At 38.4% G+C, this 18,546-nt stretch carries 17 protein-coding genes; 6 read left to right on the top strand and 11 right to left on the bottom strand.

Annotation, left to right across the window (positions count from 1 at the left end; genetic code table 11):
- The gene (locus PMAL9190_RS05275) at positions 1-540 is read right to left on the bottom strand and encodes a dihydrofolate reductase family protein (protein ID WP_087844239.1); all 540 of its coding nucleotides are present in this window, start codon (positions 538-540) and stop codon (positions 1-3) included.
- Between the two features lie 2,045 nt (positions 541-2,585).
- On the opposite strand from PMAL9190_RS05275, the gene PMAL9190_RS05280 reads away from it, so the two are divergent.
- Entirely contained in the window at positions 2,586-3,956 is a 1,371-nt protein-coding gene (locus PMAL9190_RS05280; RefSeq protein WP_087844240.1) for a hypothetical protein, read from the top strand.
- Between the two features lie 488 nt (positions 3,957-4,444).
- On the opposite strand, the gene PMAL9190_RS05285 is transcribed toward PMAL9190_RS05280, so the two are convergent.
- Positions 4,445-6,313, bottom strand: a complete 1,869-nt coding sequence (locus PMAL9190_RS05285) for an ABC transporter ATP-binding protein (protein ID WP_087844241.1) — start codon at positions 6,311-6,313, stop codon at positions 4,445-4,447.
- A gap of 293 nt (positions 6,314-6,606) precedes the next feature.
- On the opposite strand from PMAL9190_RS05285, the gene PMAL9190_RS05290 reads away from it, so the two are divergent.
- Entirely contained in the window at positions 6,607-7,233 is a 627-nt protein-coding gene (locus tag PMAL9190_RS05290) for a DUF1294 domain-containing protein (protein ID WP_087844914.1), read from the top strand.
- A 54-nt stretch (positions 7,234-7,287) separates the two neighbouring features.
- Here PMAL9190_RS05290 and PMAL9190_RS05295 read toward each other — a convergent pair whose 3' ends face one another.
- From PMAL9190_RS05295 to PMAL9190_RS05305, 3 genes are all read right to left on the bottom strand, one after another.
- A complete protein-coding gene (locus PMAL9190_RS05295) occupies positions 7,288-8,607 on the bottom strand; it encodes a DUF1501 domain-containing protein (protein ID WP_235004290.1) in 1,320 nt (439 codons plus the stop codon).
- Positions 8,604-10,118: a DUF1800 domain-containing protein gene (locus PMAL9190_RS05300; RefSeq protein ID WP_087844242.1), complete on the bottom strand. Its 1,515-nt coding sequence runs from the start codon at positions 10,116-10,118 to the stop codon at positions 8,604-8,606. The genes PMAL9190_RS05295 and PMAL9190_RS05300 overlap by 4 nt, the downstream gene beginning before the upstream one ends.
- A 211-nt stretch (positions 10,119-10,329) precedes the next feature.
- Positions 10,330-10,662, bottom strand: a complete 333-nt coding sequence (locus PMAL9190_RS05305) for an SMR family transporter (RefSeq protein ID WP_200813393.1) — start codon at positions 10,660-10,662, stop codon at positions 10,330-10,332.
- Between the two features lie 498 nt (positions 10,663-11,160).
- Here PMAL9190_RS05305 and PMAL9190_RS05310 point away from each other — a divergent pair, with 498 nt between their 5' ends.
- Both PMAL9190_RS05310 and PMAL9190_RS05315 read left to right on the top strand, forming a co-directional pair.
- Positions 11,161-11,604 carry a septal ring lytic transglycosylase RlpA family protein gene (locus PMAL9190_RS05310; RefSeq protein ID WP_200813378.1) on the top strand — a complete coding sequence of 148 codons (444 nt, stop codon included), beginning with the start codon at positions 11,161-11,163 and terminating at the stop codon, positions 11,602-11,604.
- 59 nt (positions 11,605-11,663) lie between these two features.
- Positions 11,664-12,422 carry a hypothetical protein gene (locus PMAL9190_RS05315; RefSeq protein ID WP_087844245.1) on the top strand — a complete coding sequence of 253 codons (759 nt, stop codon included), beginning with the start codon at positions 11,664-11,666 and terminating at the stop codon, positions 12,420-12,422.
- Positions 12,423-12,499: 77 nt separating this feature from the next.
- Here the strand turns inward: PMAL9190_RS05315 and PMAL9190_RS05320 are convergent, their stop codons facing one another.
- Both PMAL9190_RS05320 and PMAL9190_RS05325 read right to left on the bottom strand, forming a co-directional pair.
- Positions 12,500-13,300, bottom strand: a complete 801-nt coding sequence (locus tag PMAL9190_RS05320) for a DUF2076 domain-containing protein (protein WP_087844246.1) — start codon at positions 13,298-13,300, stop codon at positions 12,500-12,502.
- 394 nt (positions 13,301-13,694) lie between these two features.
- Positions 13,695-14,414 (bottom strand): HAD family hydrolase, encoded by a 720-nt coding sequence (locus tag PMAL9190_RS05325; RefSeq protein WP_235004291.1) that lies wholly within the window; start codon positions 14,412-14,414, stop codon positions 13,695-13,697.
- 230 nt (positions 14,415-14,644) lie between these two features.
- Between PMAL9190_RS05325 and PMAL9190_RS05330 the strand changes: the two genes are divergently transcribed.
- Positions 14,645-14,986: a hypothetical protein gene (locus tag PMAL9190_RS05330; protein WP_159458360.1), complete on the top strand. Its 342-nt coding sequence runs from the start codon at positions 14,645-14,647 to the stop codon at positions 14,984-14,986.
- An 80-nt stretch (positions 14,987-15,066) separates the two neighbouring features.
- Here PMAL9190_RS05330 and PMAL9190_RS05335 read toward each other — a convergent pair whose 3' ends face one another.
- The 3 genes from PMAL9190_RS05335 to PMAL9190_RS05345 form a co-directional block, all read right to left on the bottom strand.
- A complete protein-coding gene (locus PMAL9190_RS05335; RefSeq protein WP_087844248.1) occupies positions 15,067-15,390 on the bottom strand; it encodes a hypothetical protein in 324 nt (107 codons plus the stop codon).
- Positions 15,391-15,540: 150 nt separating this feature from the next.
- The gene (locus PMAL9190_RS05340; protein WP_087844249.1) at positions 15,541-16,050 is read right to left on the bottom strand and encodes a hypothetical protein; all 510 of its coding nucleotides are present in this window, start codon (positions 16,048-16,050) and stop codon (positions 15,541-15,543) included.
- 189 nt (positions 16,051-16,239) lie between these two features.
- The gene (locus PMAL9190_RS05345) at positions 16,240-17,625 is read right to left on the bottom strand and encodes a class II fumarate hydratase (RefSeq protein ID WP_087844250.1); all 1,386 of its coding nucleotides are present in this window, start codon (positions 17,623-17,625) and stop codon (positions 16,240-16,242) included.
- A gap of 183 nt (positions 17,626-17,808) precedes the next feature.
- On the opposite strand from PMAL9190_RS05345, the gene PMAL9190_RS05350 reads away from it, so the two are divergent.
- Positions 17,809-18,111 (top strand): PepSY domain-containing protein, encoded by a 303-nt coding sequence (locus tag PMAL9190_RS05350; protein ID WP_234998975.1) that lies wholly within the window; start codon positions 17,809-17,811, stop codon positions 18,109-18,111.
- A 65-nt stretch (positions 18,112-18,176) separates the two neighbouring features.
- On the opposite strand, the gene PMAL9190_RS05355 is transcribed toward PMAL9190_RS05350, so the two are convergent.
- Complete coding sequence (locus PMAL9190_RS05355) at positions 18,177-18,359, bottom strand: hypothetical protein (RefSeq protein WP_087844252.1); 183 nt, start codon at positions 18,357-18,359, stop codon at positions 18,177-18,179.
- Positions 18,360-18,546 lie beyond the last annotated feature (187 nt).

The raw sequence follows: 18,546 nt of genomic DNA on the forward strand, positions 1-18,546 counted from the left end.
TTAAGATAATCTTTCTCGTACATAAGTGGTTTGAACAAGGTTTTCTAAGATCACTTTGTTGCTCGTTACTTTAAAGTTTAATGGTTGTTGTAGATCACCAAATAAAGCCGTACCGCCGCCGAGAAGGATAGGTAAACGAGTGATAACCATTTCATCGATAAGATCTTCATTGAGAAAATGTTGAATTGTTATGCCACCATCAATATATAATTCATTAAAGCCCTGAGAATTTAGTGTGGTGATAATATTTTGTAATTCACCGTTAATAAGCGTTACTTTGTCTTCATAGCCTTTAGGTACCTGAGTCAGGGTATTACTTAATACAAAGACAGGTTTAGTGTAAGGCCAATCGCAATCAAAACTTACCACCATCTCAAAAGTATTACGGCCCATCACTAAGCCATCAATGCGCGCCATTAGGGGCAGAAATCCAGTATCGATATTGTGTGGGTTTGGTACTGCATGGAGCCAGTCTAACTTCCCTTGTTTATCGGCGATAAAACCGTCTAAACTGGTTGCAATAAATACGATGTTTGCCATAAATACCTGATTTTATTAGTGGTAATAATAAAAAGCATATTAACATATAACGTATTGATTGTTGTTCAGTTTTGTAAAAAGAATAAAAAAAGAATGGACACCCATAACTTTTTATCTCGCTGCAGCCATTATCAACAACACATGCTCGAGTCCAAACTCCGTTATTCCTTCCAACAATGCCCGCGTCCTAATTCCGTCATTCCCTACAGTGAATGCCCGTGAGGGCGATAGGGAATCTACTCACCACGCGTTGTAGAGCTATTATTTCGTTGGTGTTTGTAATGCTCAAAGACGCGTTGAATAGATCACGGATAGACCTCTGAATAATTATGGCTGTCCCATGTCTCATATTCTTCAGCATCTGAAAGTGATAGAGCTTATATAAAAGATTGGCTTGAGATAAATGCTTGTACTAATTCTATAATCATTGGTGATCTTGTCGATGCTTATTATGGCGTTTAATAAGTTAAAGCATTCAAGTGAATAAGGTTACATCGATTATTCTCAATAATACATACCCGTGTCCAAATCCCGTCATTCCCTACAGTGAATGCCCGCGAGGGCGATAGGGAATCTACTATCCACGCGTTGTAGAGTTATTATTTCGTTGGTGTTTTTAATGCTCAAAGACGTGTTGAAGAGATCACCGATAGTCCTCATGAAATTTATGGCTGTTCCATGTTTCCCATGTTTCGTGCTGATACGAAAAAACGAGCAACTAACCTATATAGCTAATTACTCGTTTATCTAAACAGAGGTTAAAAATCGTCAAGTGCAATAAATGAATCACTGCTATCAAGATAGATCTGTGTACATCTTATTATTTTTGAATATTTATTGTGAGATTAACTTTTACGTCCCTAAGTAAATATACAAAGGGTAGGGCAATTAAATATTCAGATTGAAGTAAATTTAACATCGAATGTTGAATAGCTTCCTGCATTTCAGGGCTCAATGTAGCGTATAGACTTAAAATCATATTGATCATGTAATGATTCTCGTAAAAAATCGTGGCTATAAAGCAATACTTTTAGCCAAGAATTAATTTTGACAATACTCAATTACGTTTTTACAATACGATTAACCTTGGATTAGCATTTAGGGTTAGTTAATCGTAAAAACATAACAGTTTGAGCGTTGGACTTATCGGAACAAACATTATTCGACTAGTGTTTGTTCCGTCTTCATTTCTAGCATTGTTTCTATAAAAACCTCCCTCTATTCATGTGACATTTCTCGGCAAAATACCAACTTATGTCCTCTCCAATAAACTGTTACTCATTCTCTCATACAAACTTATTGTCAAGCTAATACAGTCGCCATGTTAAGTTGCACATTTCTGCTCCGTTAAGTATTTATAAGATAAAGGTAAAAAAGAGTTTTGCAAGATGGTATTTTTTGAGCCGCTGTGGATAACATGGGGATTTTAAAAAAAAGTTAGTACCAGCTCACCTATATAGTAAACAGCATCAAATAGATGATAAAAATCAATGCTTTCTCAGTTATTTTTTTAGATAAATAAAAATTATTTTTATTGCTTTTCTTTATAATCAGATAGATAGCATTTAATTGGTTTTTGTTAGGTTTATGGGCTCTAAGTGTATAATGAATGTTGATTTAATGTTTATTTGTTGTGGTGATTATCTGTTAGTAGGTGGATTGTAGTGAAGTCCATAAATATGACGATTCATTTAATTGGTTGCAAAAATAATCTATCAAATATCGCTTTGGGGATAGATTTAAGGCAAAAAAAACAAGCAACTGTAGTGGGGGAGTGAATTTGACCACTTGATTGGACATTTGTAATAACTAAAGTTACTCGTAGATTATTAAATTCGTAAAGTCACTGACAAACTTTTTGTCTATGGGCGTTCTTGCATGCCTTAATATTCAAATCCGTGCTGAATAGATCTAATAAAAATTTATGGCTGTCCAATGTTTCGTCATTATGGCTGTCCCATTTTTTATGTGGTGGCGTTTATTTACTTGATCAATCGTTGGTTTGGTGCAAGATATTGCATAATATAATTAACTCAAGATCGCACATGGCTACCATCTCAATTCCTCGTATCAGTGATAATTACTTAATCAAAGTGTTTGTAAATGATCTTCTTCTTCACCATGAAAAATATGGACTAACCAACCAAACAAAAGTGGTAATATCCCTTGCGGGAATAAATATTACTATTTCAGTAGGGTACAATGAAGAAAAGAAAGAAAATGAAATATCCTCTGATTATCATGACCTTTTTATTAGCCTAGAAAATTCTTCATCAAACTCAATACAGTCTATTTATTTTAATGACGACAGTAAACCAAATAGTCAATTCACATACCGAAGAAGTCAAGATTCTTTCATTGATACAATAACCATAAATGATCAAACTAAAACAGAAGATGTTGTACTAATACAGCACAAAGTTCATACAGAACTATTACGTCATACTGATATGCTTACGCATAGTATGAATTCAGAAAATAACATATTCCCTGCTCACCATGACGTTTTAACTAAATTAGAAGGACTAAATGCTAATCTAATTGAAAAACAACATGAACATAATCGATTATTAGAGCAAGAAAAACATGCTTTTTTAGAATTGAATGGCGAAAAGCACCAAACTCGTTTAGCTGAATTAGAAGATGAATTCAAAAGTAAGCGAGAGCTATTAGATAATGAATATCTAGGGAAAGATGCTGCTTTAAAGATACGCGAACAGGCCGTAGAAGATAAAGACAACAGAACGACCCGTCGAAATACGACAACATCAATGCTCAAAGAAGTACAAGCAAAAGCAACACAGTTTAACTTCTCTCCTTCGGTCAATAGACGTTCTTTCATTACTGTTCTTCTATGCTCCGTTCTAATATTCGTGGCAATCTTAAATACCTATACAGCCCTTACTGAGCTTCATAATATCAATTACACAAGTACTCTTGATATCCTAAGAGCAGAATTAAGACCGACAGCAGAAAAACCAAGTGAAATGCTATGGTTCTTATATGTTCGTATATTCTTAGGCTCTACCTTATTCATTACATCGGTTCTATATCTCATCAAGTGGGCAAACTCTTGGGCTGATCGTATTGCTCAACAAGAATTAGAAAATCAAAAATTTGTACGTGATCTAAACAGAGCGCATCTAACGATTGAAATGTGCTTAGAATGGAATGAGAAAAAAGACGGCTCAATACCTGATAAGTTATTAACAGCTATGACCGAAGGATTATTCAAAGATAAAACTCATTCGTCTGTAGAGATCAATCATCCAATAGATCAACTAGCATCAGCTTTAGTTAAAAGTGCCGAGAAGATTGAATTCCCTATTGGGAATGGGAAAATTACTACTTCAGGAAAAGCAGTTAATAAACAAAAAGCCCCTAAACAAGATATACCCAAAAAAGGTGCTGCATAATTATAAATAATCAAGAGGTGTTTAATGCGCCTCTCTTTTTAGTATTAAGAGAAAAATTATGGCTGTCTCATGTTTCTCTATATCTACTCATAGGTGAAATCTTACACCTACCGAGCAATAAAATTTAATAAATTGCTCATAGGACAAACATAAAACAACCATATGTTTTTGAATATAGAGAAATGAGGGGTGCCCGTGATCTATTCACTACACGTTTGAGCATTCAGACACCAACGAAAATAATAACTCTACAACGCGCTGTGAATAGATTCCCTATCGCCCTCGCGGGCATTCACTGTAGGGAATGACAAAGTTTGGGCACAGGCAGGTGTTGTCGGGAGAGTAACTACAGTTGGATAGGCTTGATAAAAAGGAAAAAATATAACACCCATATTTTCTCGATTCCAAAATAAAAACAGCATCACCATAAAGCACATAATAAAAAGCCGCTAAATCAGCGGCTTGGTGTTAAAGAAAATCAAATGCAACTACATATTCTGATTCAAATCATCAACGCTGTCAGAAACATCCTGCTCGCCAATAAAGCCACCGGTCTGATGGGCCCATAATTGTGCGTAAATGCCATTTTGCTGCAATAACTCAGCATGAGAGCCTTGCTCAATGATTTGGCCTTTATCAAGAATGATTAACCGATCCATCGCGGCAATGGTAGATAAACGGTGCGCAATCGCAATCACTGTTTTACCTTGCATTAGCTCATTAAGGCTTTCTTGAATCGCAGCCTCAACCTCAGAATCTAACGCTGAGGTTGCTTCATCTAAAATTAAGATTGGTGCGTTTTTAAGTAATACTCGCGAGATAGCAATTCGCTGACGTTGACCGCCTGACAGTTTAACTCCACGTTCACCCACTTGTGCATCGTAGCCAACATTACCAAAAGAGTCGGTAAGGGTTTCGATAAACTCATGCGCTTGCGCTTGGCGAGTGGCGGCAAATAAGGTTTCATCATCAGCATCTGGTTTGCCATAGACGATATTTTCACGAATAGAGCGATGTAATAGGGAAGTATCTTGGGTCACCATGCCAATATTACTGCGCAGTGAGTTTTGAGTAACGGCGGTAATATCTTGACCATCAATACGAATTTTACCACCTTCCACATCATGAAAGCGCAGAAGCAGGTTAACTAAGGTTGATTTACCTGCGCCAGAACGTCCGACTAAACCGACTTTTTCACCGGGTTTAATGTTGAGATTAAGATGGCTGATAATGCCTTTGTTTTCACCGTAATGGAAACTTACATCATCAAATTCAATCCCGCCTTGGGTTACTGCTAAAGGCTTAGCATCGGCATCATCTTCAATGGCAATCGGCTTTGATAAGGTTTTCATACCATCAACAACTGTACCGATATTTTCAAATAATGCGCCGACTTCCCACATGATCCACATTGACATGCCGTTAATACGCAGTGCAAGGCTAATGGCAATAGCGATCGCACCGACTTGAATGGCACTGTGCATCCACAAATAAATAGATAGTGCAGAAATGGCAAACAGCAGCGTGTAGTTGGTAAGTTGAACGCAGAAATTAAACCCAGTAACTAACCGCATTTGAGTATGGACGGTTGCTAGGAAGCCTTTCATGCCTTTTTCAGCATACTCAGTTTCACGTTGGTCATGGGAAAACAATTTAACCGTTGAAATGTTGGTATAACTATCAACAATTGATCCCGTCATGGTTGAACGTGCGTCGGCTTGTTCTGCCGCGATGTGCTTCAGTTTAGGTACGAAATAGATCTGAATAGCAATATAAGCAAATAGCCAAAAGAGCATCGGCAACATCAGTAGCCAGTCAGCTTGGGCTAAAATGACTAACGATGAAGTGAAATAAACCGAGACATAAACAAAGACATCGGCAGTTTTCATTACTGTTTCGCGTACAGCCAGCGATGTTTGCATTACTTTAGTCGCAATACGGCCAGCAAAATCATCTTGATAAAACGACACGCTTTGTTTAAGCAAATAACGGTGCGCTAGCCATCGAATCGACATTGGATAGTTACCCAATAGCGATTGGTGTGTGATCAGTGATGAAATCAGTACTAGCGTTGGCATTAATACTAAAATAACCAAGCCTAACCAAAACAGGCTAGTACCATTTTGAGCAAGAAATGTATGGGGATCACTGTCTGTTAGCCAGTCGACCAGTTTACCCATAAATCCAAAGAGAACCACTTCGAGGATCGCGACGGTAGCACTGAGAAAAGCCATAATCAGCAGTGGCTTTTCAAATCCACGGCTATAGTAACGGCAAAAAGCAATGATCCCTTGTGGCGGTTGCTCGGGATCTTGTTGAGGAAATGCCTCGGTAAAGTTTTCAAAACGTTTAAACATAGTTAACCTAATTGATGAGCGGTCGCAATTAGCTAATAAAAAGCAATATAGATAAGTATAATGGCACTATTAACGGCGATTTTGGATGTAAAAATGCGCTAGTATGCATAGCCATTGTATGCAGTATTTTGACGCTACTCAACAATCGCGATATTTTTAATGATAAAAATATTAACCTGATACCAAAAAAGTAACTTATAACGCTCAAATAGGGTGATAGCAGACATTACAATAGGATCATGGTTAATAATCAGCAGTTAATCTGTTTACAGTGTAAAACCACAGGTAAAAAAATGAGCAAGCAAGGCACAATTGTGCAGTGGGATCATCACAAAGGGTTTGGTTTTATTCGGCCTCAAGCTGGAGGCGACAATATCTTTTTTCATGTGAGTGCTTTAGCAGAACGCCAACGTCGCCCACGAATTAATGAACGTGTTTATTATCAACTTGGCACGAGCCAAAACGGTAAAATCGCAGCTAAATCGGTACAGTTTGTTAAATCACATTCAGGCATGAATAAATACACAGCACCCATGAGTAAAGCACAAGGTTTCAGCGTTCTATTTTTGGCATTAGTGGCAGGGTGGGTGTGGTTAGCGCGCTGTCCATATTGGGTTTTAATGGGCTATATTTGCCTAAGTATTGTCACGTTTGCTGTTTACGCACATGATAAACGTGCAGCTCAAAAAGATGCTTGGCGTACGAAGGAAGCAAGTTTACATTTACTCGCTGTGCTGGGAGGGTGGCCTGGTGCTTTATGGGCTCAAAAAATACTGCGCCATAAATCTCAGAAACAGCCCTTTAAAGCGATTTTATGGTTAACAATTATTGTTAATATTACGCTGTTTATGCTGATGTTCACGCCGTTTGGTGCCCATTTTATGCATAATATGGCCGCTTATGTGAGTAGTATTATTTAATAATAAGTGGAAGATATTCACAGGAGAAGCCTTTACTTCTCCTGTGTTGGTCGCTTAAATGAAAGGGACGTACGGTGAGTTAAACTGGGTTAAATGTGGGAATAGGGTTAATACTTGCTGGTCATTAAGCCCAAACCAACGACATAAAGAAGCATTGACCTGATCAGCAGCCATACTTGGAATAATACGACCGTGGTTAAAATCATCTTCACTGCCAGGTGTAAGATTTGGCCACTGTCCATAAGCTTGTCCACCTTGAACCGCACCTCCCATTACAAGTTGATGTCCACCCCAACCATGATCCGTTCCCGATTCATTGGCTTGAATACGACGCCCAAAGTCAGACATGGTGATAGTTGTCACTTGTTGATGAACATTTTGTGAGTGCATATCTTGATTAAAAGCTGCCATGGCTTCACTAATTTCAGTATAAAGTTCATCATGGACGGCTTTTTGATTAACGTGAGTATCAAATCCACCCAAGCTAACAAAGAAAACTTGACGTTGTTGGCCTAGCGTTTGGCGAGCATCAATTAAGCGTGCCACCATGCTTAACTGTTTACCTAATTTGGTTTCAGGGTAAACAGCTGTTGCAGGATGAGCCGCAAGTACTTGCTTTAACGCTTCATTCTCACTCACACTTTGTTGCATTACTTTAGCGAAATGGCGGCTGTAGATGTTGTCATAACCACGTTCAGTAAAGTGAGCGAAATATTGATCAAGTTTAACCTCATCTTTCCATTCGGCGTATTTTGTTACACCTTGGTCGCTAACAACGGTTTGTCCTAAAGACTGACTGCGTAATAGGCGCTTATCACCATTGAGACCAATAAGCGGCGACAGCTCACTCTGTAAATTAAGCATGTCCATCATTCTTCCAGCCCAGCCAAGTGGGTTATTGTGGCCGTTAGAACCTGTTTGCCATAAGTTTTGTTGCATGTTGTGCGCCATCAAAAATTGCGGTAAAGCAACTTGGTTAGTCTCAATGGCTGATGCTGTGGTTGGGGCGAGTAATTGACCACTGTTGATCAGTGCGGTGGCTTCACCATTGTTAAATAACTCAGCTAACGCAGACATTTTATGGTGTATACCGAGCGTTATATGGTTATCTGTCGCTACGGGTAGCGGAATAATTTCAGTTTCAGTTAAGCATAACTTTGGTCGTGCAGCGTGATAATCGGCATACGCATCAACACTGGTTGGTACGATCATATTATAAGCATCATTACCACCGTGTAAGAAAATAACCACCAGTGCTTTATGGCCATCTACAGTGTTATTTTGTGGTAACGCAAGCGATGGGGGTGATAATGTCGCGGCTGATAATGCTGCTGTTGATTGTAAAAAACGGCGGCGAGATAATGTAATTGTCATGCTACGAACTCCTGACAAAAGAACTCTGGTGAAGTAAAGGCGGTATAAAGAGCTGATTCAACTCGGCGAACTTGTTGATTTATCGCAATGTGATTATCTAACAGGTCAAATAATTGCGCGCGTAGAGAATCAGAAAGAAGCCCTGCAAAAACACGGGTATTAATCATCTCTATTAAGGCATTGCTATCATGCTGAACGGCAATAAAAGGTTGAATTGCATAAAACCATTGCTGCGGTTTGGTTGATTGGTGACAATTTAGGACTGCACATAATCGATTATGAATATTGAGCATTTGATAGCTGCTTAATAGGCTAAATTCAGGTGCTGTTAACCCATTTGCGGCAATTTCACCTTGCGGCGCAAAGTCTGGCAGATAAAAGTTAAACACGGTTTCTGCTTGTAATGGACTTTGACCAAAGTAGCGAACATTACTTTTTACTTCCCAATAATCCCCTAATGATGTCACACCTAGTGCACGAGCTTGGTTAGCGGCCATGAGAATTGGCTCTTTTAATAACCCCAACTGACTTTGACGACTTGCTTGACCATTAATAACAGCGCTATCAGTTAATATTGCCCATAACACCGCTTTTAAATCACCTCGAATACCGTTGCCATTATCAATAAAGGCTTGTGCAACGCGGCAAAGATAGGCTTGGGTTGGATTACTGGTAACAAAACGTTTAATTAATAAATTAGCGATAAAAAAGGGTGTATTTTGGTGATTAAAAAGCAGATCTAATGCTTGATCTAGATCTTGCTCGGTATTTTGACCTGCTGCAAAGTGCTGGCCTAAAATGAATTTTTGCTCAGTGTCATGATTACGTTCACGTGGTGTCATTGGGTGTTCATTATGACCACTTTGCCAACCGGTAAGCGCGCGAGCTAATTCTTGAACATCATTTTGGGTGTATGAAGCAATTGGATCGCCATTATGATCAGTGACTGGCTGACCATTTTCATCTAGTTGCCATAAACCGATAGTGAATAATTGCATTAATTCACGGGCATAGTTTTCATCAGGGAAAGTGTTATTTTTAGGGTTTGCTTTGGTGCTGCGACGTAAGGTTAAATAGCGGCCCATTGCTGCGTTTATTGTCACAGCTTTTAGTAAATCTCTAAAATTGCCAAAACTATGTTCAACCAACAAATCATAATATGCTGCAAGCTCTTCATGGCGATTGCCAACACCAACACTTGAAACCACTAAAATTTGACTCAAGGCATAAGCCATACGCTGGCGCAGTTGATCATTGGCTGTTAATGCATATTGCCACCATACGCCAAGCCGTAAATTAGTTGTGGGCTCAGTTTTACCTGATACTAGTACCGCATGACGCAGTTGCGGCAAATGATAAGAAGGTGAGGCATTGTATTGTTCTTCAAACCATTGGCTAACATCGAGCTTAACCAGTGGATTTAGATCATCAATTTGAGGGCCAAATGTTGCGCGGTATAACAGCGCTGCTGCTTGGTGTTGATGCGAAAATTTCAATGATGGATGTGACATAAAATATCCTTATTAACGACGCGACTAACTGCACCGATTTTCGATAGGTTTATTTTATATCTACCATTAGGAAAGTTTATCTATTAAGTGTATCAAAGTATTACTTGCAAGAGCGAACGGCAGGACCACATCACTGGAGCTGTGATGGATAAGGAAGAAGTCTTTGATCCTTCATTCCTTATTTGATGTTATAAAGAGTGACAAGAAGAGGTTAATGAGAAACAGTTTTTGATAATAAGTTAACCACTAATACGCCCGCAATAATTAATCCAATACCGATAATTGCGGGTAAGTCTAACCGCTGTCCGTAGGCAAAGTAGCTGATGGTTGCAACCAGAACAATCCCAGCACCACTCCAGATAGCATAAACAATCCCTACTGGCATTGTTTTGACTGTAACTGATAATAAAAAGAAAGCGACTGCGTAACCGACAATAACAATAGTGCTTGGTAGTAATTTAGTAAATTGCTCTGCTTTAGGAATAAAAGAGGTAGCAATGACTTCAAAAATAATTGCGATAGCAAGGGCGATCTGAGGCGGCATTGAAATTAATAGTTTAAACATATTGGATTTCTACAGGAGTTGAAAACGCGCATTCTAAAGATCTTTTAACTAAGCGACTAGTGCAAAATTGAGTAATTAATTATTACTGCATTTCAATAATACACCGTATTGCTTTGCATTTTGCTATCTATATTGCAATAAAACTGTTATCTAACCCACAATCGCCTCTATTGGCGGCAATAATAGACAGTAAATTATCGTGATTAAATATTGGTATGTAATTTGCTGAGTTTATAGTGTCATTGTTTATTTTTACATTGGAAGTAGAGATAAAAATGGGTGTATACAGTATGTTTTATTTTTTCTTTTTGTAACCGACATTACTTTTAATGTCGGTTTTTTTTCTTTTAAAAACAGTTAAATATGATCTTGTTCGGTTTTAAGTTACATTTGATGATAGAATTTAACAAGTAGTTAATCTTTTTACTTGTTTTATAAGTGATTGATTGAATAAGTTTGATGAGCTGGAGGGGTGATATGAATTGGTCTGTTATACGCTATTTAGGGGTGAGCGTAGTAGCCCTTATTATGTCTGGATGTACAAACTCCGAGCAACATAATAACACCCCAACGGTTGAAACTAAGCGGCCAGTTTTAATTATTAAGCCAGTTGAATATAAAAAAGCGAATAAAGTCATCTACGGTAAAGCATCTTTTTACGCCAATATGTTTCAAGGACGTAAAACAGCTAACGGCCAAATTTTTGACCAAGGTAAATTAACCGCAGCTCACCGTACTTTACCTTTTGGCACGAGAGTGAAAGTGACTAATGTCAGTAATAATAAAAGTGTGATTGTCACTATTAATGATCGTGGTCCTTTTATTCGAGGACGTATGATTGATTTATCGAGCTCTGCATTTAAGGCAATTGGTAATACACGTTCAGGCGTATTAAATGTAAAAATGGAAATTTTAAAGTAAAAATAAGGAAGATAACGTTGTAATTGTCATTATTACTGCGTTGATAAAGGAGTTAGGGTATGATTTTGGAAACATTAAGCCAGTCGCTATCGACGGTTTTACATAATAAAAAAAGGTTATTAAAAGCCTTACTGATTCCTTTTTTAGTAACGTATTTTTTACGTTCAATGAAAGTCTCAGTAGCAGGCAATGAACTCTATAATGAAATATTGGTGTTTATTTTTAATATAGCGATTTTTCTGACCTCTTCGATTATTTGTTTACGCACCCAACAAATATTAGATAAACATGAGACAGATGACACCGCCGACGCGCCGTGGCAGGGGATTAAATTTGATGCTCAACAACGTCGTTATAGTGGTTATTTGTTAGTGTTATTTGTTTTATTACAAGCTATTTGGCTATTAATTGAAGCTGATCATCAAATCGCCTCAAATGGTTTTGTTTATAGCATAATGTTGGCATTAGGTATTGTTGGCTGGATTGTGTTTTCACGTTTATCTTTCGTTCTTCCTGCGATTGCAGCAGGTAAAGAAGCCTCGTTTAAAGATGCACTGGCAATAACAAAAGATAAAAAGTTATATGCATTTGTAATTGCTGGTTTATTACCGGTTGCTTTTTATATTCTTTTTATTGGATTACCAATTTTCTTGTTGTTTGCTAATCCTAATTTAGCAATGGGACTCAAATTTATTTATATCTTTATTTGGGGCGTTATTGTGATCGCTATTCCGTTTATTATTGCAGCTATTGAGGCAACGGCTTATCGCGCTTTAATCGATAAATCAAATGCAACTAAAATATCTAAGCCCGTATAACACTTAACCTTGGTTGCTGTTGTGAGATAAACAAAGAGCGCTAACGCGCTCTTTTTTATTTGTTGATTATGACGATCTTAGAAGTCGTCGTCGTCGCCACCGAAATCGCCGCCAAAGCCGCCGTCAGTATCGCCAAAACCACTGTTATTAGCGAATAGGTCATCGTCACCAAAACCGTTGTCGTCACCGCCAAAGCCCGAATCACCAAAGCCCGAATCACCAAAGCCGCTGTTATCGCCAAAGCCAGCGTCGCCAAAACCACCGCTATTATCGTTAAAACCAGCATCACCAAAGCCACCGGTATAATCAGAAGCAAAGCTGTTAGAATCATCATTTAAGAAACTTGAATCATCAGCTTGTGGATCTGTGGTTGCATCGGCAGCGGGATCTGCTTGTGCAGTATCAGTTGCTGTTGTATCTGCAGCAGGATCCGCCGCAGGTGCAGGATCTGCTGCCGCTGTTTCTGCTGGTTTATCATCAAATAGCATATTGCTGATAACGCTACCTGCAACCATACCTGCAGCTACGCCTGCCGCAGTCTGCATGAAACCGCCAAAAGCACTTGGCTGGTGAACGGGTGGTTGTGGTGGCTGTGGTGGCGTTTGACGAGAACCACCAAACATACGGCTCATGGTGCCGCGGTTTGATTCTTGTTTGTAATACTCAGCGTTCTTTTCTAAGTAATCGTTCTTTTCTTTTAATTGTTTAAGTGCCATCTCTTGCACAAGAACAGCTTGTGTTAGTTTGTAGATAGCATCTGGCTGTGCGCCAATTTCAGTGTTGATAAATTGCTCTGCTTCGGCATCTTTTTTGCTTTCAGGGCTTTTTTGAAGCTTAGCAGCAACGCTTTGAATCAGTTCTTTTTCTTGTGGAGTCATGATGATTACCTTCTCAATACCCTGTCATTGGTAGGGTGTACCGTTGCTTGGCTGATGAGATGTGTTGACTCTCAGCCTTGCTAAATAAGATTACTTACAAACTACATTATTCTCATAACGATATTGAACGGGTGATGAATACACCGTTGTAATTTGTAAATCGAAATATAATGCGCGAATACTGTATTACGTTCGTTGTACTACATCTATAGTTGGCTACAAGATAATTCATTTAGTTTGTTACTATCTGTAAATGGGTACTGAAAATGTATTATCAAGCATAGTTAACGGATTTATTTATCGTTTGTTAACATGCTCTTATTTTTAAGAGCCTGTTATAGTGAATAGAGAGGGGCTGCTAGAAGGATATTTTGCGAGAAGAGGCGTTGAATGTTTAGCGTAGAATATTGTTTTCATGACGCCAATCCATGATCGTCCATTCATTCATTTGCGCATGCATTGCTAATGTTGGATCTGGGTTAACGGCAAAAGGTTTATTCACAACATTAAGTAGGGGCAAATCATTGGCCGAATCGCTGTAGCCATAACTGCCTTTATAAGCATGATTTTGTTGTTGTAGCCACATTTTCAATCGTTCAACTTTACCTTCCTTGAAGCTCAGTATACCGGTTGTTGCTCCAGTATAAACGCCATTAGCTTGCTCTAAATTAATCGCAATGACATTATTGATCCCAAGGGCTGTTGCTATTGGCTTCACCAAATGTTCGCCAGTTGCGGAAATGATGAGAATATGATCACCACGTTTACGGTGCCATGCTATACGCTCAAGTGCTTGTCGGTAGATAGTTGGTGTAATGACGTTGTCGATAAACTCATCAACCAAGATTTTTATTTGTTGTTGGCTTTTGCCTTTGAGTGGGGCAAGGGTTGCTGTCATGTAACTGTCCATATCAAGTGTGCCTTTACTATAGGCTGTCATCATGGCTTGTTCTTGGGTTAACAATGATATTGGAGCTAATCCTTTTGTAACAATAAAATGATGCCATAAGCTGGCTGAATCAGCAGCTATAAGGGTTTCATCTAAATCAAAAATAGCGAGATAAGTTGGCATTGTTGCTTTAATGGCGGTTGTTGCTGGGGTTGTTAATGGCACGTGTTATTCCTTCTGTTATTGTTTATAGCGTTATGATTGTGGTGCAATGGATTGTAGAGTAGGGAATAGCGATGACAGTTTTATGACGTTGTTATGGCTTTTTTACGACATTTACTGAGCCTGAAACCGACCATAAAGCGAAGTTGTTGCAATATAAAAATGATCTTATGTTCATTCAGTGATAGCAGGCGTAGTGTAAATCATCGAGTATAGAAATGTAGATAGGAACGATGATGACAAATACAACGATTATAATAACAACAGACTGCATTAATGATATTAGCCTAGCCTCTGAGTTAACCCTGCAACAGGTTGTTGTTACTGATATTGAACAAATCCAATTTCAATTGTCCGATAACTCGTCGGTAGTATTTAAAAAAGATCCAGCACTACAGCATTATTTGAATACATTATTAGGGATGAATTTGAAACGTGTATTTCGCAGTAATGACCATCAACTTAACCAGCTAACTGAAAACTCAATTAATCTTGATGGCACATTATTATTATTGAAAGACGATGGTGATTGGATACGTCTGCATTGTGACAGTGGAATACTTGCAAAATTATAAAATTATGGGCGCGTTATAGCCAATCTGGTTTCAGAATATTGAGGATGAATGTGACAGATTGGCTATAAAAGAGACATTGATTAGCGGATAGATTCACACACACGTTGATTATTGGTGTAATAATAACGGTGATGGCTATCGGGAGTATTATCAGCAAAGGTTTTATCTATAACATAAGGTGTGCCTTTAGCGAATAACCAAATAAATTGTTCAATGGCTTCGTCAAATTGTGCTTCAGTCGCATGTTTGGTTGGGCGAGTGAATTCAAAACGTGTCAGTGTCGTTGTATCAACATCGACACAACGTTTATAACCGCTAAATCCTAGTTGTTTGAGATTAGGCTGTGGCATACCACCTGGTACCATATGAGAAGGTACTGTCAGGACTGCTTGAGTAAGATTCATCGTATATTCTTCCTTATAATATCCATTCATCTATGATAATAACTGTAACTGAGTTTATCGCTTCTCTCTAGCTTTTAATGTAAATAACGATTGTTAATAGCATAAAAAAACCGCCGTGATGGCGGTTTTTTATAGTTGCGGGTAAGAAAATTAATCTTTAACCCATTGATCATTTACTTTTTTCAATGATACCGTTTCATGAACAGTATCAACAATTTGACCGGCTTTAAAATCACCGTATTTAGCGCCAAATGCAACGACCATTACTTCAGCAGCAAGGTTGTTTTTTAGAGTATGTAACGCTGATGACATATCATCTTTCTTGGCATCAGCTGTTGTATCTGTATCTGTATCTGTAGCTGGTGCTTGTGATTTAGCAGTCACTTCTTTCATTGCGCTTTTAAATTCATCTAAGCTCTTATTGGCAACCAAGTCGTAACTTACTTCTGCTTTGTAGTCTGTTTTAGTATCAAGTAATACTTTGGTGATCTTAAGGTTTTTAACTGCAAAAGGTGTTGTTTGTGCAGTAATACCTAGATTAGGTTGCTCATATTGACTTGTTTGAACAACGTTAGTCAGTGTAGATTCGTCAACTTTATCACTGCAACCTGCTAAAAATAGTGTTGATGCGATAGCTGCTGCTAAAACAAATTTTTTCATTAATAATGCTCTTTGCTTGTAAGTGATACCCAGTACAGAGTGCAGAACTGGCGTTTATTTATATCCTACGTTACATCCAGTTTTATTATTGGACAAGTAATGGCTGTGATTTATTGCTTAATACTAACATTCACTGAATTAATGCTCAAAAACTGAACGATGTTTTCTATTTTGTGGTGACATGCGGTGTTATTTCGCAATGCCGCCTTGAGTGAGTTTTTTAGGGTCTAATAATAATTCTAGCTCTGTGCGGCTCAAGTCGGTTTCTTGTTCTGCGACATCAATTATTGGTCGTTGCTCTTTATAGGCTTTCTTCGCAATCTCTGCTGCTTTTAAATAACCAATAACAGGGTTTAATGCGGTAATAAGAATCGGGTTTTTGCTAAGAGCGTGCTTGAGGTGATCATCACGAACTGTAAATGTAGTAATTGCTTTGTCTGCTAATTGCGTTGCCGTTGTAGCTAATAGACTAATGCTTTGGAGTAAGTTATAGCTAATAACAGGTAGCATGACATTGAGTTGGAAGTTACCTGATTGACCTGCGACGGTAATCGTTGCGTCATTACCTATCACTTGTGCTGCGACCATCGCTGCAGCTTCTGGAATCACGGGGTTAACTTTTCCAGGCATAATAGATGAGCCTGGTTGTAGTGGCTCTAGTGCAATTTCACCTAAACCCGCTAATGGGCCTGAATTCATCCAGCGCAAGTCATTTGAAATTTTCATGATAGCCACAGCAAGAGTTTTTAATTGGCCAGATAAAGCCACAACAGCATCTTGGCTACTCATGCTGTAAAAGAAATTGCTGCTAGTGCTAAATGGTACTGCGGTGGCGATAGCAATATTTTTTACAAAAATAGCAGCAAAATGCGGGTGGGTGTTAATACCTGTACCCACTGCGGTTCCTCCTTGTGCTAATGCCGATATATTGTCTAATGCTAGCTCAATGCCACGTCGTGCATGTTCAATTTGGCTTTGCCAGCCACTTAGTTCTTGTCCTAAGGTTATCGGCATTGCATCCATTAAGTGGGTACGGCCTGTTTTCACACAATGATTAACTTGCTGACTTTTATTCTCGAGTGCTTGCTCTAAATGAAGTAGTGCAGGTAAGAGTTGCTGGTGGCAAGTTAATGCAGCACTGACTTGAATTGCGGTTGGAATAGTATCGTTACTACTTTGAGCGCAGTTAACATCGTCATTAGGACTTACCTTAATGCCTAATTGTTGTGAGGCTAAAGTGGCAATAACCTCGTTGGCATTCATATTAGAGCTTGTGCCAGAACCCGTTTGGAAAACATCAATAGGGAATTGGTCGTGATGATGACCATCAATAATCAGTTGGCAGCTGTCAATAATAGCGTGTGCAATTTTGTCATCAATCAGTTGGAGATCGAGGTTGGTACGTGCAGCCGCTTGCTTGATATAAGCCAGTGCTTGAATAAAGGCACTGGGCATGGTTAAGCCGCTGATGGGAAAATTATTGATTGCGCGTTGAGTTTGGGCTTGGTACAGCGCGTCTTTAGGGACTTCTATTTCACCCATACTATCAGTTTCGATACGGTATAATATTGACATAATGTTATCCTTTAAAATGACGATGTTTGATAATGGCAAGCTATAGGATGTAAGCGTTAATAATTATCATGGGCTGATAAATTATTATAGGCTACTGCTGGCATAGATTTTTATTGACATCATAGTTTGCGAATACGTTATTATTCAATCAAACCATAGCGACAATGCTATTAAGGGGTAAAGGTGATTCGAAGCATAAAAGTCTTATTCATTAGTAGCAGTATGTGTTGCCTTTTACAAAGCTATGTTAGTAATGCTGATCCGATTGATACATCTGTGGTTGAAATGCTAAGTGTGCCTACAGCAATGAAGCAGCTTGAATCGAGTGGTTATTATGATTTTCGAATGATTAAAGTCGAGCGCAAGCATAATGAAATTGCAGTTAAAGCGCGTAATAAAGCCGGCCAGCAAGTTGAGTTAGAAATGGATTTGTATTCGGGTGCTATTTTAAATGAACAAGCAAATAATACCGAAATTCAGCAGTAATTATAATCAGATAAGTTTATACAACGGATAAGCAAGATGGTCGGTCTTACTTATCCGTTGATAGACTATTCATCATCGTTAAACATTCGCCCTTCTAGAGAGTAAGGGTCATTTTCATCGTATAAATTATGATGTCCACGAATACGCTTGAGTGTTTTTTCAAGGGCTCTAGCCTGTTCAAAATGACCTTCTTGATAGGCAATGGATATTTTTTGTTCCATATCTTCAATTCTATCTTGGTTGTTCATTTTAATCCTCCCGTGCGATGGCTCATCAATAATTAGTTAGCTCTTATTATTTTATACCAAAATTTCAAATAAGCAGTTGAACAGTAAACTCGTGATTGAGGTGTGATTGTTTAAATTTAAAGCTGTTATATTCAGATATTCGCTCAAGCATCAAATAAAAAGGTTATTTTTTGGTGATTAATGTTAT

This window comes from Photobacterium malacitanum, assembly GCF_900185615.1.
GTDB lineage: Bacteria > Pseudomonadota > Gammaproteobacteria > Enterobacterales > Vibrionaceae > Photobacterium > Photobacterium malacitanum.

What these genes read in the sequence shown, in the direction of transcription:
- PMAL9190_RS05300 (WP_087844242.1), bottom strand. Translation starts at nt 10,118, where the DNA reads ATGTCACATCCATCATTGAAATTTTCGCATCAACACCAAGCAGCAGCG.
- PMAL9190_RS05340 (WP_087844249.1), bottom strand. Translation starts at nt 16,050, where the DNA reads ATGAAAAAATTTGTTTTAGCAGCAGCTATCGCATCAACACTATTTTTA.
- PMAL9190_RS05315 (WP_087844245.1), top strand. Translation starts at nt 11,664, where the DNA reads ATGATTTTGGAAACATTAAGCCAGTCGCTATCGACGGTTTTACATAAT.
- PMAL9190_RS05320 (WP_087844246.1), bottom strand. Translation starts at nt 13,300, where the DNA reads ATGACTCCACAAGAAAAAGAACTGATTCAAAGCGTTGCTGCTAAGCTT.
- PMAL9190_RS05290 (WP_087844914.1), top strand. Translation starts at nt 6,607, where the DNA reads ATGAGCAAGCAAGGCACAATTGTGCAGTGGGATCATCACAAAGGGTTT.
- PMAL9190_RS05280 (WP_087844240.1), top strand. Translation starts at nt 2,586, where the DNA reads ATGGCTACCATCTCAATTCCTCGTATCAGTGATAATTACTTAATCAAA.
- PMAL9190_RS05345 (WP_087844250.1), bottom strand. Translation starts at nt 17,625, where the DNA reads ATGTCAATATTATACCGTATCGAAACTGATAGTATGGGTGAAATAGAA.
- PMAL9190_RS05275 (WP_087844239.1), bottom strand. Translation starts at nt 540, where the DNA reads ATGGCAAACATCGTATTTATTGCAACCAGTTTAGACGGTTTTATCGCC.
- PMAL9190_RS05355 (WP_087844252.1), bottom strand. Translation starts at nt 18,359, where the DNA reads ATGAACAACCAAGATAGAATTGAAGATATGGAACAAAAAATATCCATT.
- PMAL9190_RS05310 (WP_200813378.1), top strand. Translation starts at nt 11,161, where the DNA reads ATGAATTGGTCTGTTATACGCTATTTAGGGGTGAGCGTAGTAGCCCTT.
- PMAL9190_RS05305 (WP_200813393.1), bottom strand. Translation starts at nt 10,662, where the DNA reads ATGCCGCCTCAGATCGCCCTTGCTATCGCAATTATTTTTGAAGTCATT.
- PMAL9190_RS05285 (WP_087844241.1), bottom strand. Translation starts at nt 6,313, where the DNA reads ATGTTTAAACGTTTTGAAAACTTTACCGAGGCATTTCCTCAACAAGAT.
- PMAL9190_RS05335 (WP_087844248.1), bottom strand. Translation starts at nt 15,390, where the DNA reads ATGAATCTTACTCAAGCAGTCCTGACAGTACCTTCTCATATGGTACCA.
- PMAL9190_RS05330 (WP_159458360.1), top strand. Translation starts at nt 14,645, where the DNA reads ATGATGACAAATACAACGATTATAATAACAACAGACTGCATTAATGAT.
- PMAL9190_RS05295 (WP_235004290.1), bottom strand. Translation starts at nt 8,607, where the DNA reads ATGACAATTACATTATCTCGCCGCCGTTTTTTACAATCAACAGCAGCA.